Below are 15832 nucleotides of genomic sequence, written 5' to 3' on the forward strand. Positions count from 1 at the left end.
GCACGGCGGCGGCTGATGTGCGCCGCACTGCAGCGTCGCTGATTTTGCCGCGCGCTTTTGTCACTACACGGGCGGCGCGCGACCACAACGGCGGATGGGAGACGATGTCCCATCCGCCGTTTTTTCCATGCCCGCAGCGCTTGTGCGAGACCGCACGGTGGATTGTGCGATGCGCAAAGCGTGGGCGCCCGTGTTGCCTTGCAGTGACCTGACGGCATGCACTAGTCTTATCTCAACCCTGCGTGACTTCCGCATCCCTCGCCCGCGCGAGGAGGAGGGTGGATATGGCGATGGCCATCGCACTCGTAGTCATCGTCGTCGCTTCGGTGCTCTTTCATTTCCTGAGCCCGTGGTGGGCGACCCCGCTGGCGTCCAACTGGAAGCAGATGGACGACACGCTCACCATTACCCTGGTCATCACGGGCATCTTCTTCATCGTCATCAACCTGTTCATCGGCTACATCGTCTGGCGCTTCCGTCATGGTGCGCCGCGGCAGGACGGGCAGAACGGGCATCGCGCCAGCTACCATCCCGAGAGCCGCAAGCTGGAACTCTGGCTTACCCTCGGTACCGCGCTCGGCGTCATGGCGCTGCTGGCCCCGGGGCTGTTCGTGTACGCGGACTACGTGCGCCCGCCGCGCGACGCGATGGTGCTGGAAGTCATCGGCCAGCAGTGGCAATGGGCCTTTCGCTTTCCGGGCAAGAGCGGCCAGCTTGGCACCTCCGACCCGCGTTTCATCAGCGGTACCAATCCGCTGGGCCTCAATCCGGACGATCCGCGCGGGCAGGACAACGTCGTCATCAGCGGGCCGGAAGTGCACCTGCCACTGAACCGGCCCGTCAAGGTGCTGCTGCGCTCGCGCGATGTGCTGCACGACTTCTACGTACCGCCGTTTCGCGCTCGCATGAACATGGTGCCGGGCATGGTGACGTCGTTCTGGTTCACGCCGACGCAGGCGGGGCGCTTTGAAATCCTGTGCGCGCAACTTTGCGGCGTGGGCCACTACAACATGCGCGGCATGGTGGTGGTGGAGGACCAGGCCGCCTTCGACACATGGCTGGCGAAGCAGCCAACCTTTGCGATGACGCTCGCCAAGGCGGCAGCGCCATCGCCGCCGGCGCCGGCCGGGGTGGCCAGCGGCGCCGACGCGGAACTGGCAGCAAAAGGCCACGCGCTGGCACAGAGCAAGGGATGCGCGGGATGCCACAGCGTTGACGGCAACCCCGGCGTGGGACCGACGTGGAAGGGCCTGTATGGGCGGACCGAAACGTTTTCCGACGGCAGCAGCGCCCCGGTCAACGATGCGTTCCTGAAAGAGGAAATCACCGACCCGCAGGCCCGCCTGGTCAAGGGGTTCGGCCCGGTCATGCCCAAGATACCGCTGACCGAAGAGGAAGTCGGTGCCCTGATGGCCTATATCCGCTCGCAGGGCAGCGGCGCCGGCACGGCTGCTGCGCCCCCGGAGTCGGCATCGGCAGGCGCGCCCACCGGGGCCACCGCGGCGGCCGAAACCAGCTCGCAGGCGGCATCGTCGGCATCCGGCACGTACACGACATCGAATGCCGCCGTGGTGCCGGCGACCGCGTCGCCCAAGGCGACGAAGTGAGGAGAGACGCATGGCTTACGCCGATGATGCCGGCCACCACGGACCGCAGAGCTTCTGGACCCGCTACGTCTGGAGCCAGGACCACAAGGTGATCGCCGTGCAGTACACCATCACGGCGATCGTGGTGGGGCTGGTGGGCGTGGCGCTGTCCAACCTGATGCGCATGCAGCTCGGGTTCCCGGGCAAGTTCGATTTCATCGACGCCAACCGCTACTACCAGTTCGTCACCATGCACGGCATGATCATGGTGATCTACCTGCTGACCGCGCTGTTCCTCGGCGGTTTCGGCAACTACCTGATCCCGTTGATGGTCGGCGCGCGCGACATGGTGTTCCCGTTCCTCAACATGCTCAGCTACTGGGTCTACCTGCTGTCGGTGCTCGTGCTGCTGGCCAGCTTCTTCGTGCCGGGCGGCCCGACCGGCGCCGGCTGGACGCTGTATCCGCCGCAGGCCATCCTGCCCGGCACGCCCGGCTATGAGTGGGGCATCATCCTGATGCTGGTGTCGCTGGCCATCTTTATTGTCGCGGCCACCATGGGCGGCCTGAACTACGTCACCACGGTGCTGCAGGCGCGCACCGAAGGCATGACGCTGCTGCGCATGCCGTTGTCGGTGTGGGGCATCTTCATGGCGACCATCTTGGCGCTGCTGGCGTTTCCGGCGCTGTTCGTCTCGGCCGTGATGATGCTGCTCGACCGGACGCTCGGCACCAGCTTCTTCATGCCGGCGATGGTGTCGATGGGCCAGCAGCTCAACTACAAGGGCGGCAGCCCGCTGCTGTTCCAGCACCTGTTCTGGTTCTTCGGCCATCCGGAGGTGTATATCGTCGCGCTGCCGGCCTTCGGCATCGTCTCGGACCTGGTCAGCGTGCATGCGCGCAAGAGCATCTTCGGATATCGCACCATGGTGTGGGCCATCCTGGCGATCGGCGTGCTGTCGGTAGTGGTGTGGGCCCACCACATGTTCGTGAGCGGCATGAACCCGTACTTCGGCTTCTTCTTCGCCACCACCACGCTGATCATCGCGATTCCCACGGCCATCAAGGTCTACAACTGGGTGCTCACGCTGTGGCGAGCCGATATCCATTTCACGGTGCCGATGCTGTTCGCCATCGCGTTCATCAGCACCTTCGTCATCGGCGGGCTGACTGGGCTGTTCCTTGGCAATGTGAGCGTGGACATCCCGCTGTCGAACACCTATTTCGTGGTCGCGCATTTCCACATGGTGATGGGCGTGTCGCCGATCCTGGTGGTGTTCGGCGGCATCTACCACTGGTATCCCAAGGTGACGGGGCGCATGCTGGACGATACCCTGGGCCGCGTGCATTTCTGGGTCACCTTCATCGGCACCTACGCCATCTTTTTCCCGATGCACTACCTGGGCGTGCTGGGCATGCCGCGGCGCTACTACGCGTACGAGAACTACGCCTTCATTCCGGAGTCCGCGCATGTGATGAACATGTATATCTCGATCGCGGCCTTTATCGTCGCGGCGGCGCAGCTGCTGTTCGTCTTCAACCTGGCCTGGAGCGTCTGGCACGGGCGCAAGGCGGACGGCAACCCGTGGCGCGCCGCGTCGCTCGAATGGCAGACGCCGCAGACGCCGCCCGCGCACGGCAACTGGGGCCCGCACCTGCCGGTGGCCTATCGCTGGGCCTATGCCTACAGCGTGCCCGGCGCGAAAGAGGACTTCATCGCGCAGAACGCGCCGCCCGAGGCCGGCGGCGCCGAGCCTGAACCGCACCCCAGACGTGGAGCCGTGGCATGAACGCCGAAGCGGTCTACAAAGTCAGCCGCGACGACTTCGGCGGCAATCCGTCGGGCGGTGGCCACACCCGCGACGAGCACGCCGGCCGTGCGCCCGCGAGCATCGGGCTGTGGATCTTCATGGGCGTGGTCACGGTGCTGTTCGCGCTGTTCCTGACCGCCTATGCCATGCGCATGGACAGCCCCGACTGGCAGCGCATTGCGCTGCCGTGGCAGGTATGGCTGTCCACCGCGCTGCTTGCGGCAGGCAGCGTGGCCATGCAGGTGGCCGTGCGCCTGGCACGCGCGAGCCGCATGGCCGGGGCGCGGCAGGCGCTGTGCCTGGGCGGCGTGGGCGCGGCGGCGTTTGTCGCGTCGCAGCTATGGGCCTGGCAGGCGCTGCAGGCCGCCCATGTCGGTCCGGCGAGCAACCCGGCGGGCAGCTTCTTCTACCTGCTGACGGCCATGCACGGGCTGCACGTGCTCGGCGGCCTCGCGGGCTGGGCTTACGCGTCCGGGTTCCGGGGCAGCGGGGAAGGCGCCGTGCTGCGCATGGTGCTGTGCGCCCGGTACTGGCATTTCCTGCTCGCCGTGTGGGTGGTCCTGCTGGCCGCGCTGGGCTGGCTCACACCGGAGATCGTGCGCTACGTCTGCGGCACCGCGTAGCGCGGAGGAGAGTCCCATGTCTTCGAACGTCTCATCGGAGCCCGCCGCGCCGGGGGCCATGGCCTCGGGCCTGCGTGGCCTGGTGGCGGACTGGTCGTCCGACCAGCGCGCCTTCAAGGTGTCGTGGGGCAAGGCGATGATGTGGATCTTCCTGCTGTCCGACACCTTCGTCTTCAGCTGCTTCCTGACGGGCTACATGACGGTGCGTATGGCGACCACGGTGCCCTGGCCCAATCCCAGCGAAGTCTTCGGCCTTCGTATCGGCGGCCACGACGTGCCGCTGCTCCTGATCGCGATCATGACGTTCGTGCTCATCACCAGCAGCGGCACCATGGCGATGGCGGTCAACTTCGCCTACCGGCGCCAGCGGCGCCAGTGCGCGCTGCTGATGCTGGCGACCGCATTGCTCGGCGCAAGCTTTGTCGGCATGCAAGCCTTCGAGTGGACCAAGCTGATTGTCCAGGAGGGCGTGCGTCCCTGGGGCAACCCGATGGGCGCGGCCCAGTTTGGATCGACCTTCTTCATGATCACGGGCTTCCATGGCTTTCACGTGACCTGTGGCGTGATCTACCTGCTGATCGTGGCGACCAAGGTCCTGCGGGGCCGCTACGAAGTCTCGGGCAACTACCAGGTCGTGGAGATCGCGGGCCTGTACTGGCACTTCGTGGACCTGGTCTGGGTCTTCATCTTTGCATTGTTCTATCTCTGGTGAGGCTTGCCATGGCTTCGACTCCGACTCCCGCCTCGCCCGGCGCCGCGCACGGCCCGGACGACGCCGCGCACACTGGCCAGCAACATCCGATCAGCCTCTACCTTAAGATCTGGCTGCTGCTGTTCGTGCTGTCCACGCTGTCGTACATGGTGGACTACGTGGGCTTCACCGGCTACCTGCGCTGGACACTGATCCTGCTGTTGATGGTGATGAAAGCTGGACTGATCGTCGCCGTCTTCATGCACATGGCCTGGGAGCGCATGGCGCTGATCTGCGCGATCCTGGTGCCGCCGCTGTGCCTGCTGATCCTTGTCGGGCTGATGGCGGAAGAGGCAAACTACACGTTCCTGACGCGCGGCATCTTCTTCCATTGATCCACTCCTCGCACGCATGCACCCTGCCACCGAAGCCATTTTGCGTTTCAACCAGGGCCGCGACCCCGAGCGCTTTACGCGCAAGCTCGCCGCCATCGCCGCCGATCCGTTCGCCTTCTTTCGCGGCACCAATCACCTGTACGTGGCATCGCTCGGCCATGCGGACGCGCTGCTCGACGCGCCGACCACCTACGTCTGCGGCGACCTGCACCTGGAGAACTTCGGCAGTTTCAAGGGCGACAACGGCCTGGTCTACTTCGACCTGAACGACTTCGACGACGCGCTGGTCGCGCCGCTGACCGTGGACGTGATCCGCGTGCTGTCCAGCGTGCTGGTGGCGGCCGGCCAGATCGGCCTGTCCGACGAGGACGCGGAGCGCGCCTGCGAGGCGATGCTGTCCGAGTACGCGGCGGTGTTGGAGGGCGGCAAGCCGCGCTGGCTGGAGCGCGCCACCGCGACCGGCATGGTGGCCACGCTGCTGCGGCGGGTCAAGCGCCGCCGGCGCGGCGAACTGGTCGCGGAGCGCGCCGAGACGCGCAAGGGGCAGCAGCGGCTGATCTGCGACGGCCGGCACGCCTTGCCCGCCGACACCAGGGACCGCAAGCGGGCCTTGCAGGTTTTGGACGCCTATTCCGGCCAGGCGCACGGCCACCGCTTCCGCGCCGAAGACGTGGCGCGGCGCGTGGCCGGCATCGGCAGCCTGGGGCTGGAACGCTACGTGGTGCTGGCGCGCGACGAACACGCCGGCGGCATGCCGCGCCTGATCGACATCAAGCGCGCGGCGCCGTCCGCCTGGCAGGACCTGCCCAACCGCGCGCAGCCGCGCTGGAGCAGCGATGCCAGGCGCGTGGCCGCCACCCAGACGATCATGCAGGCGGCATCGCCCGCGCTGCTGTCGGCGGTGGACAAGGGCAAGGCGTCGTATCTGGTGAAAAGCCTTCAGCCGACCGCGGACCGGGTCAACCTGGCGCACTGCGATAGTTTCGCGTCGCTGCGCGAAGTGCTCGCGACCATGGCCCATGCCGCGGCGTGGGCGCACCTGCGCGGTTGCGGCCACCATGCGGCCGATCGCATCGAGCAACTGCAGGAATTTGCGGCCGGCACGCGCTGGCGCAAAGGGGCGCTGCGGCTGGCGCGGCATGGCCATGCGGTGTCGCTGGCGCAGTGGAAGGCTTATGCGGAGGACTACCGCAAGGCCAGGGGCAGCGCCGTCAGCGAATCCGCCAACGGCGCCCGGTAGCTCATCCAGGCTGGCCGTACAGAAGGACGGGAACTCAGACCTGCGTGATGAACTTGGTCACGAGGTAGCCATCGAAGGTTTCCATGCCGCCTTCGCTGCCGATGCCGGAGTCCTTGATGCCGCCGAACGGCGTTTCCGACAGCGCCATGCCGAAATGGTTGATGTTGACCATGCCGGCCTCCAGGCCGTTGGACACCTCGGTCGCGGTCTTCAGCGAGTTGGTGAAGACGTACGACGCCAAGCCGAACGGCAGGCTGTTGGCGCGGCGCAGCACCTCGGCCGTGTCCTTGAAGCGCGTGACAGGCGCCACCGGGCCGAACGGCTCGTCGACCATCAGTTTGGCGTCGTCCGGCAGGTCGGTCACCACGGTGGGGGCGAAGTAGTAGCCCTTGTCGCCGAGGCGCGAGCCGCCGGCCACGACCTTGCCGCCACGCTGGCTGGCATCGTCCAGGAACTGTTCCATCGACAGCACGCGGCGCTCATGCGCCAGCGGGCCCATCTGCGTGCCTTCTTCGAGCCCGTTGCCGACCTTGATCGAGCCGATCACCTCGGTAAAGCGGGCCAGGAACTTGTCATAGGCCTTTTCCTGCACGTAGAAGCGGGTCGGCGATACGCACACCTGGCCCGCGTTGCGCAGCTTGAAGCGCGCCAGCATTTCGGCGGCCGGCTCGATATCGGCGTCGTCGAACACCAGCACCGGCGAATGTCCGCCGAGCTCCATGGTCACGCGCTTCATGTGCGCGCCGGCCAGCGCGGCCAGCTGCTTGCCTACCGGCACGGAGCCCGTGAACGAGATCTTGCGCACGATCGGCGATTCGATCAGGTAGGTCGAGACCTCGCCCGGCACGCCCCATACGATGTTCAGCACGCCCGGCGGCAGGCCGGCATCGTGGAACAGCTGCGCCAGCGCGACCACGGCGCTGGGCGAGTCTTCCGGCCCCTTGAGGATCAGCGTGCAGCCCGCGCCCACCGCCGCCACGATCTTGCGGATGGCCTGGTTGAACGGGAAATTCCACGGCGTGAAGGCCGCGCATACGCCGATCGGCTCGCGCACCACGATCTGGCGCACATTGGGCTGGCGCGGCGGAATCACGCGGCCGTAGATGCGGCGGCATTCCTCGGCGTGCCAGTCGGCATGCTCGGCGCAGACCAGGACTTCGCCGACCGCCTCGGCCAGCGGCTTGCCCTGGTCCAGCGTGATATTGCGGCCGATGTCCTTGGCGCGCTCGCGGGCCAGTTCGCCCACGCGGCGCAGGATCTTCGAGCGTTCCAGCGGCGAAGTCTTCTTCCAGCTTTCAAAGGCGCGCTGGGCCGCGGCCAGGGCGCGGTCCAGGTCCGCGCGGCTGGCGTGCGGCAGCTTGCCCAGGACTTCCTGGGTGGCGGGATTGAGCACATCCTGCTCGCGCCGGTCGCCGCCCTTGATGAATTCCCCATCGATATAGAGGGCAAGATCCTGGTACATGCGTGTTCTCCTGGTGGTCGTGTGGGACATTCCGGCGGTGCGTGGGTGCGCTGCCAAGTCCGCTAGCTTAACGTGTCGGCGCGGATCGTGCTGGCGATCCGGCCGACCCCCTGGACGGGGAAGTACAAGCGCGTCCATGCGCAAAGCGGCGGCGATGGGGCCGCATCTTCACTACACTTTACGAAAAAGGCCGCACGGGTTCCCTTGTGCCCCCGGCCGCATACCAGGAGCCACGCCATGGATGGAAACTCGGGCACGCGTGCCGGCGGCGAACGGAAACCCATCGCGCTGGCGCTCCAGGGCGGCGGCATGCACGGGGCCTTTACATGGGGCGTCATCGACCGGTTGCTCGAGGACGGCAGGCTCGAGATCGAAGGCATCAGCGCCACCAGCGCCGGCGCCATGAACGCCGCCGTGCTGGCCTGCGGGATGCTCAAGGGCGGACCTGACGGGGCGCGCCAGGCGCTGCATGATTTCTGGCTCGCCATCGCGCGCTCCGCCGAACGCTACAGCCCGTTCCGCTGGGTGCCGTGGATGAAGGGCGGGCACAGCTTCGGCCTGGACAACTCGCCGCTGTATGCCATGGCCGACATGGTGCTGCGCCTGATGTCGCCGTACCAGTTCAATCCGCACAACATGAACCCGCTGCGCGACGTACTGGCCAGCCAGGTGGATTTCGAGGCATTGCGCCGGGAAGGCCCGTGCCACCTGTTCCTGTGCGCCACCAACGTGGAAACCGGCAAGATCCGCATCTTCTCCGGGCAGGACTTGTCGATCGACGCCGTGCTGGCCTCCGCCTGCCTGCCCACGCTGTTCCAGTCGGTGGTCATTGACGGCCAGCATTACTGGGATGGCGGCTACGTGGGCAATCCGGCCATCTTCCCGTTGATCTACCAGTGCAAGACCAACGATGTCGTGATTGTCCACATCAACCCGATCGTGCGCCCGGGCGTGCCCAGGACGGCTGCCGACATCCTCAACCGCGTCAACGAGGTCAGCTTCAACTCGTCGCTGATGCGCGAGATGCGCGCCATTGCCTTCGTGACCTCGCTGATCCAGCAAGGCAAGGTCGACCGGGCCGAGATGAAGGAGATGCGCATCCATTCGGTCCGCAACGACGAGACCATGGCCGCGCTCGGCGTGTCGAGCAAGTACAACGCGGACTGGAAGTTCCTTTGCTACCTGCGCGACAAGGGCCGCGACCATGCCGGCACCTGGCTGGAGCGCACTTATGACCTGGTCGGGCAGCGCTCCAGCGTGGATATCAGCGGCGAATTCCTCTGAGCGCGCCGCAACACGTCCGTCAGTCCGTCAGCCGGGCACCGGCTGAGCCAGCCGCAGCGCCAGGTTGTGCCTGGCACGCGCTTCATAGCGGTCATGGAACAGGTCGGTCAGGTAGAGGCGCGGGCGGGCCAGCAGCCGGCCCAGGTACTTGCGTTCGGCCGCATCGTAGGCCAGGTCGTCCAGGTCCGCGCGCTCGGCGCGCAGCAGCATCCCGTTGCGACGGAACCGCGCCCCGTGGCTGCCCAGCGTCGCCAGGTCGATGTCGACCGCATAGCAAGCGGCCAGCCCGTCGGGAACACCGGCGTGCGTGGTGTCCAGGATCATGGCGGCAATCGCGTCGGCGCCCGCAATCCGTCCGTCGGCGCAGCGCAGGAACCAGTCCGCGCTGCGCGCCTCGTTGTCGCGCGCGCCCGGCACGTAGATGACATCGTGGCACCAGAGCGCAAGTTCCACGGCGTCGGCATCGGGAACCTGCGCCCAGGCCCAGTCGAGGTCGCGCAGGCAGCGGCGCACGTGGTACAGCGTGTGGTAGTAACGGCCCGGCCCCGAGTAATGCCCGCACAGTTGCGCATAGGTGTCGTGCGCGCGCTGGCCGCCGCAGCGCGACCACAGGGACTCGAAGCGGGCCTGGAACCGGGTCATGGGCTTCCTTGGCGGCGGCGCCGGTTCAGCCGACCTCGTCGAGCAAGGCCTTGGCCTGTTGCAGGTCGGGCGTTTCGAAGCCTTCGCGGAAGGCGCCATAGACGCCCGCCAGTACCTGGCGCGCGGCATCGGGCTTGTCCTCCTGTTGCCACAGCCGCGCGAGGCTCAGCGCGGCGCGCAACTCGAGCGACCTGGCGCCCTGCTCGTGCGCAATGGCGACGGCCTTGCGGAAGCAGGCTTCGGCCTCTTCCCGAGGCAGCGGGCCATGGTCGGAGCCGGCAAGGAGCAGTTCGCCCTTCAGGCGCAGCAGCGTGGACGCGTCCAGCCGTTCGCCGGTGTGCTCGGCAAGCGGCATGGCTTCGTCGAGCAGCGCCAGGCCGGCGCGGTATTCGCCCGCCATGCCGTGCGCATCGGCGAGCAGCCCCAGCAGGCTCGGCCTTGCCAGCGATGCGCCGGTCGCGGCATAGGCGTCGAGACCCTGGCGCATCTGCGCGATGCCCGCCTGGTGGTCGCCACGCTCGGCCGCGGCCCAGCCCTGCAGCACCGTGCCCCAGGCCAGGTAGATCGGAAAGCCTTGTTCGCCGGAGATGGCAATGGCGGCTTCGGCAAACTCGCCGACCTTCTGCACTTCACGCCGGCACAGGTGCACCTCCGCCGCGAAGACCAGGCACAGCGCCAGATTGAAGGCGTCGGGACGCTGGCGGGCCAGCGCCAGCGCTTCGAGCGAGCGCGCCCGCGCCCGGTCCGGCAAGCCCTGGTACCAGAGGATCCAGCCCAGCGTGGCCATGGCGTGAACGGTGGGGTCGCGCCCGTAGCCAAGCAGGAAATCATAGGACGACTGGTCGGCCGGCTGCACCGCCAGCACTTGCTCCATGTGGTCGCGGGCGACGCTGATCTGGCCCAGGCGGAATGTGGTGGACCCCTGCACGCGATGGCCCTCGGCGAGCTGGTCGGGTTTGTGCGAGCGCTCGGCCATGCCAAGCAGCCGCTCGCCGAGCGGCAGCGACACGTTGTATTGCGCGCGCAACTGGTAGAACGCCCATAGCCCGAGCTGCGCGGAAAAGACCTGCGACGTGGGTTCGCCCTCTTGGCCCTCTTGGCCCTCTTGGCCTTCTCCGCCTTGTTCGCCCTGTTCGCACAGCGCGAGCGCGCGCCGGTAGTTGGCTTCCACTTCGTCGGCGGCCTGGCCGCGCGTGGCGATCAGCGCGGGCCCCAGCGTCAGCAGCAGGGACAGCTCCTGCCGCACGCGTTCAGGCGTGTCGGGCAGCCGCTTGAGCAGCGCAAGGGCCTGCTTCAGGTGGCCGATCGCCTCGGGCAGGGCGGAGCGTTGCACGGCTTGCTGGCCCGCGCCTTGCAGGTATTCGATCGCCTTCGGCACGTTGCCGCTGAGGCTGTAGTGGTGGGCGAGCTCGCCGCAGTAGTCCTTCAGCCGGCCCTGGAACAGCGACTCGATCGCCAGCGCGGTACGTTCATGCAGTGCGCTGCGCCGCTCGGTCAGCAGGCTGTGGCCGGCGACCTCCTGGGTCAGCGCGTGCTTGAAGGCGTACTCCACGTCCGGAAAAGCCGGTTGCTCGTAGATGAAGTCGGCGGCCTGCAGTGCGGCCAGCAGTGGGCGCAGCGCCTCGTCGTCCTGCTGCGTGACGCGGCGGATGAGGCCCAGCGGGAATTCCTTGCCGATCACCGCCAGCGTCTGCAGCAGTTCCTTCTGCGCCACGGGCAGCCGGTCGATACGCGCGGCCAGCACGCCTTGCACGGTAGTCGGAATGTGCAGCAGGGCCGGCGCGTGTTCGATGCGGAAGTCGCCGGGCAGCCCCAGCAGCACACCTTCCTCGCTCAGCGTCTGGACCACTTCCTCCATGAAGAACGGGTTGCCTTCGGTCTTGTCGAGGATCAGCCGCTTCATCGGGACCAGGCTGCGATCGTCGCCCAGCAGCGCGGTGAGCAGGCCCTGGGCCTCGGCCGGGCCCAGCGGCTCCAGATGGAGCTGCGTGTAGGCGCCGCGCGCATGCCAGTCGTGCGCATACTCGGGCCGGTAGTTCACCTGCAGCAGGATGCTGGCCGCGGGCACATGGTCGACCAGGATGTCGAGAAAGGCCTCGGTCTCGCTGTCGAGCCACTGCAGGTCCTCGAAGATCAGCGCGAGCGGCTGGTTCTGGCTCTCGCGCACCAGCAGCTGGGCGATGGCTTCGAAGGTCCGCTGGCGCCGGATCGTGGCGTCCATGGTCGGCAGCGCCGAATCCGGGTCACTGCTGCCGAGCAGGTAAAGCAGGTAGGGCAGGTGCACCTCCAGCGAGCGATCCAGCGTCAGCAGCCTGCCGGTGACCTTTTCGCGGCAGCCCCGGTCGTTGTCCTGCGCCGTGACCTGGAAGTAGTTCTTCAGCAGTTCGATCAGCGGCAGGTAGGCAAAGGCCTTGCCGTGCGAGACCGAGAAGGTCTCCAGCACCAGGCAGCCCTGCCGCGACCTGGCCTTGAATTCGTGGAACAGGCGGGACTTGCCCACGCCGGCCTCGCCGACCACGCCGACGATCTGCCCGTTGCCGGCCCTGGCCCGCTCCAGCGCCGCGTGCAGCTGCTCCAGTTCGGTCTGGCGGCCGACGAAGCGGGCCAGCCCGCGGTGCGCCGCGACCTGCAGGCGCGTGCGCAGCGCCCCGAGGCCGAGCACCTCGTAGACGGCCAGCGGCTCGCGCACGCCCTTGACATGCGTGGTGCCGAGCGGCTTGAACTCGAAGTAGCCTTCGGTGAGCTTGTGGGTCGACTCGCTGATCAGGATCGACGCCGGCGTCGCCACGCCTTCCATGCGCGAGGCGATGTGGATGGTGTGCCCGACCGGGTCATAGTCCGTGTGCAGGTCGTCCTTGCGGATCGAGCGCACCAGGACCTCGCCGGTGTGGATGCCGACGCGGATCTGCAGCGGAATGCCCAGTTCCAGGCGGACGCGGTCGCTGTGGCGGCGCATCGCCTCCTGCATGCGCAGTGCCGCGTACAGCGCGCGCAGCGCGTGGTCTTCGTGCGCGATGGGCGCGCCGAACAGGGCCAGGATGCCGTCGCCCAGGAACTTGGCGACATAGCCTTCGTAGTGGTGCACGGCCTCCATCATCAGCGTGGCGACGGGGTCGATCAGGCGCCGCGCTTCCTCGGGGTCCAGGTCCTGCGTCAGCGCGGTCGAGCCGGCCATGTCGGCGAACAGCGCGGTGATGGTCTTGCGCTCGCCCTCGGCATCGCCGCGCGCCTCCATGGCCGCGCGTTCGGCAAGGATGCGCTGGGCCAGGTGCGGTGGCGTGTACTGGACAGGCGGGGTGGCCGGCGCCGGCGCGGACGGCCGCCCGGCCGGAGCATCGGCCAGCGAGGCGCCGCAGCCGCGGCAGAACTTTGTCATCGGGCCGGCCGGCTCGCCGCATTGGGGACAGGCACGTGCCAGCACGGCGCCGCACTCCTCGCAGAAGTTGGCCTTTGCGAGGTTCTCGAACCCGCAATTTGTGCAGCGCATATCGCCTCCTGCGCGCCGTGGCCCGGCGCATTCCGGCGCATTCCGGCTCCGATCCATTAGACGCGCGATCCGGGCCTTTGGCAAGGCGGCAACGCGCGGCGTCGGGATCGCGTATGCTGGCAGGCTGACCGCCTCGAGCAGGGTTGACGATGGACGCGAGCATGGACGCGAGCATGGACGCGAGCATGGACGCGACACAAGGACGCGACACAAGGACGACATGAAGCCTGACGCCAGACTGACCACCGGCCCCATCGGCCGCACGCTGCTGCTGTTTTCGCTGCCGGTGCTCGGCAGCAACATCCTCCAGTCGCTCAATGCCTCGATCAACTCGGTCTGGGTCGGGCGCTACCTTGGCGAGGCGGCGCTGACCGCGACGTCGAACGCCAACATCATCCTGTTCTTCCTGCTCGGCGTGGTGTTCGGCATCAGCATGGCCAACACCATCATGATCGGGCAGGCCGTCGGCGGGCGCGACCTGGACGAGGCGCGCAAGATCGTCGGCACCAGCACCACGTTCTTCGTGCTGCTGTCGGTGGCGGCGTCGGTGTTCGGCTACATCTTTACGCCGGACATCCTGGCGGCCATGCAGACGCCGCACGACGCCGCGCCGCTGGCGGTGACGTACCTGCGCATCATCTTTATCGCGCTGCCGTTCATGTACTTCTACAACTTCGTGATGATGACGCTGCGCGGCGCCGGCGATTCGCGCACGCCGTTCTATTTCATGCTGTTGTCCGCGGTGCTCGACGTGGTGCTCAACCCGGTGCTGATCTTTGGCGTCGGCCCGGTGCCAGCGCTCGGCATTGCGGGCTCGGCACTGGCCACGCTGATCGCGCAGCTCACGAGCCTTGCCGCGATGATCGCGCTGCTCTATCGCCGCCGCCATTTCCTGCTGCTGCATCGCGAGCAACTGGCGTTGCTGTGGCCGGACCCGGCCATCATCCGCTCGCTGGTGGCCAAGGGCCTGCCGATGGGCCTGCAGATGGTGGTGATCTCGTCGTCGGCGATCGTGATGATGTCGCTGGTGAATGCATACGGTTCGCAGACCACCGCGGCCTACGGCGTGGCATCGCAGCTCTGGACCTACGTGCAGATGCCGGCGCTGGCGGTCGGTGCGAGTGTGTCGTCCATGGTGGCGCAGAACGTCGGTGCGGGGCTCTGGCACCGCGTCACCCGCATCACGCGCATGGGCATGCTGTTCAACCTGGCGATGACCGGCGCGCTGGTCGGGCTGGTCTACCTGTTCGACCGCAATTCGCTGGGACTTTTCCTCGGCACCGACAACGTGGCCATCGGCATCGCGCAGCAGATCAACGTCGTGGTGCTGTGGTCGTTCATCCTGTTCGGCTTCACCATCGTGATCTTCGGCACGGTGCGTGCGACCGGCGCCGTGATGGCGCCGCTGGTCATCCTGTTCCTGTCGATGTGGGTGATCCGCCTGCCGTTCGCGTGGGCGCTGGGCAAGAGCTGGGGGGCGGACGCCATCTGGTGGAGCTTTCCGCTGGGATCGGTGGTGTCGGTCGTGCTGGCGGTGGGCTACTACCGCTTCGGCAACTGGCGTACCAGCCATATGCTGCCGGTGTCGGCCCATGCACCCGAAGCGGTGGGGCAGGCCCCCGACACCAGCATGGGCACGCCGTGCGAAGACGCGGGCCCGGTATCCGATGCGGACGAAGCGCCGCCCCGTACCGTGGAAACCGTGCGTTGAAAGGCAATCGAAAGTTCGGCATGGCATCGTTGCGCCCGTTGCCGGCTTTTGCGGTAACGGGCGCGTTCGTCCGCATGCTCGCGGACCCTGTCCGCGCGCGCCAGAATGCCTTCCTCAATCCGCGTCGATGCCGCATGGCAATGGCGCGCGTCCGGCTGTCGTAGTTCTCCCTTTCACGCCTTCCAGCCTGGCACCAATACATCATGTCGTGATGCATCAGACAGGCATGCCCATTCGCATGGACATGCCTGTCTGATGCGTAGCGCATTGGTGAATACCCCTAATTGAAGACAACTGAAAGGCGGCTGAAAGATCGCGTCTTTAAGGTTCCGGTCACCGTCGGGGCATGCGCTTGCATGCAGCAATTCGCGCAGCAGAGCCAGCGCGCGACACCGGCAGCATTCGTGAACTTTGAGGAGAATCGTTTTGCGCATACGTAGCCAAAAGGACTTTGCCTCCGGCCTGATGTTTATTCTGGTCGGTCTGGGCTTTTCCTGGGTCGCACGCGGCTATTCCATGGGAACCGCCGCGAAAATGGGCCCCGGATACTTTCCGTTCCTGCTCGGGCTGGTGCTCGCCGTGCTCGGCGCGCTGGTGCTGATCTCGTCGCTGTCGAGCAAGGGCGAGCAAGACCATCTCGCACGCTGGGACCTGAAGACCCTGCTGTGGATCCTCGGTTCCGTGGTGCTGTTCGGCCTGCTGCTGAAGCCGCTCGGCATGGTGCTGTCCGTGTTCGTGCTGGTGCTGGTGTCGTCGATGGCCAGCCACGAGTTCAGCTGGAAGGGCGCATTGCTCAACAGCATCGTGCTGGTGCTGATCAGCCTGGGCGCCTTCGTGTACGGCATCAACCTGCAGATGCCGGTGTGGCCTGCATTCATCACCGGTTAAGGGGAGCGCCGAG

12 protein-coding genes are annotated in these 15832 nt (G+C 67.0%); 9 read left to right on the forward strand and 3 right to left on the reverse strand.

Features of this window, described 5'->3' with window-relative positions:
* Window positions 1-284 precede the first annotated feature (284 nt).
* From AC3FKH_RS15720 to AC3FKH_RS15745, 6 genes are read left to right on the forward strand one after another with little or no spacing between them, the layout of a single operon-like run.
* Complete coding sequence (locus tag AC3FKH_RS15720; protein WP_488676817.1) at window positions 285-1607, forward strand: cytochrome c oxidase subunit II; 1323 nt, start codon at window positions 285-287, stop codon at window positions 1605-1607.
* A 10-nt stretch (window positions 1608-1617) separates the two neighbouring features.
* On the forward strand, window positions 1618-3375 hold the full coding sequence (gene ctaD, locus AC3FKH_RS15725; RefSeq protein ID WP_483712037.1) for a cytochrome c oxidase subunit I: 1758 nt from the start codon (window positions 1618-1620) through the stop codon (window positions 3373-3375).
* Complete coding sequence (locus tag AC3FKH_RS15730) at window positions 3372-4019, forward strand: bb3-type cytochrome oxidase subunit III (RefSeq protein ID WP_488676818.1); 648 nt, start codon at window positions 3372-3374, stop codon at window positions 4017-4019. Before ctaD ends, AC3FKH_RS15730 begins: the two co-directional genes overlap by 4 nt.
* 16 nt (window positions 4020-4035) lie before the next feature.
* Entirely contained in the window at window positions 4036-4731 is a 696-nt protein-coding gene (locus tag AC3FKH_RS15735; protein WP_488676819.1) for a heme-copper oxidase subunit III family protein, read from the forward strand.
* An 8-nt stretch (window positions 4732-4739) separates the two neighbouring features.
* Window positions 4740-5105, forward strand: coding sequence for a cytochrome C oxidase subunit IV family protein (locus AC3FKH_RS15740; RefSeq protein WP_488676820.1), 366 nt, complete (start codon window positions 4740-4742; stop codon window positions 5103-5105).
* Between the two features lie 16 nt (window positions 5106-5121).
* Complete coding sequence (locus AC3FKH_RS15745; RefSeq protein ID WP_488676821.1) at window positions 5122-6345, forward strand: DUF2252 family protein; 1224 nt, start codon at window positions 5122-5124, stop codon at window positions 6343-6345.
* A gap of 34 nt (window positions 6346-6379) precedes the next feature.
* Here AC3FKH_RS15745 and AC3FKH_RS15750 read toward each other — a convergent pair whose 3' ends face one another.
* On the reverse strand, window positions 6380-7807 hold the full coding sequence (locus AC3FKH_RS15750; RefSeq protein WP_488676822.1) for an NAD-dependent succinate-semialdehyde dehydrogenase: 1428 nt from the start codon (window positions 7805-7807) through the stop codon (window positions 6380-6382).
* A 237-nt stretch (window positions 7808-8044) separates the two neighbouring features.
* Here AC3FKH_RS15750 and AC3FKH_RS15755 point away from each other — a divergent pair, with 237 nt between their 5' ends.
* The gene (locus tag AC3FKH_RS15755; RefSeq protein ID WP_488676823.1) at window positions 8045-9091 is read left to right on the forward strand and encodes a patatin-like phospholipase family protein; all 1047 of its coding nucleotides are present in this window, start codon (window positions 8045-8047) and stop codon (window positions 9089-9091) included.
* A 27-nt stretch (window positions 9092-9118) separates the two neighbouring features.
* Here AC3FKH_RS15755 and AC3FKH_RS15760 read toward each other — a convergent pair whose 3' ends face one another.
* Window positions 9119-9733, reverse strand: coding sequence for an HD domain-containing protein (locus tag AC3FKH_RS15760; RefSeq protein WP_488676824.1), 615 nt, complete (start codon window positions 9731-9733; stop codon window positions 9119-9121).
* Between the two features lie 25 nt (window positions 9734-9758).
* Window positions 9759-13220 (reverse strand): adenylate/guanylate cyclase domain-containing protein, encoded by a 3462-nt coding sequence (locus tag AC3FKH_RS15765; RefSeq protein ID WP_488676825.1) that lies wholly within the window; start codon window positions 13218-13220, stop codon window positions 9759-9761.
* A 220-nt stretch (window positions 13221-13440) separates the two neighbouring features.
* Here AC3FKH_RS15765 and AC3FKH_RS15770 point away from each other — a divergent pair, with 220 nt between their 5' ends.
* Both AC3FKH_RS15770 and AC3FKH_RS15775 read left to right on the forward strand, forming a co-directional pair.
* Entirely contained in the window at window positions 13441-14931 is a 1491-nt protein-coding gene (locus tag AC3FKH_RS15770; RefSeq protein ID WP_488676826.1) for an MATE family efflux transporter, read from the forward strand.
* Between the two features lie 426 nt (window positions 14932-15357).
* The gene (locus tag AC3FKH_RS15775) at window positions 15358-15819 is read left to right on the forward strand and encodes a tripartite tricarboxylate transporter TctB family protein (protein ID WP_488676827.1); all 462 of its coding nucleotides are present in this window, start codon (window positions 15358-15360) and stop codon (window positions 15817-15819) included.
* Window positions 15820-15832 lie beyond the last annotated feature (13 nt).

The sequence above is a fragment of the Cupriavidus sp. 21MJTG02-4 genome, assembly GCF_057798975.1.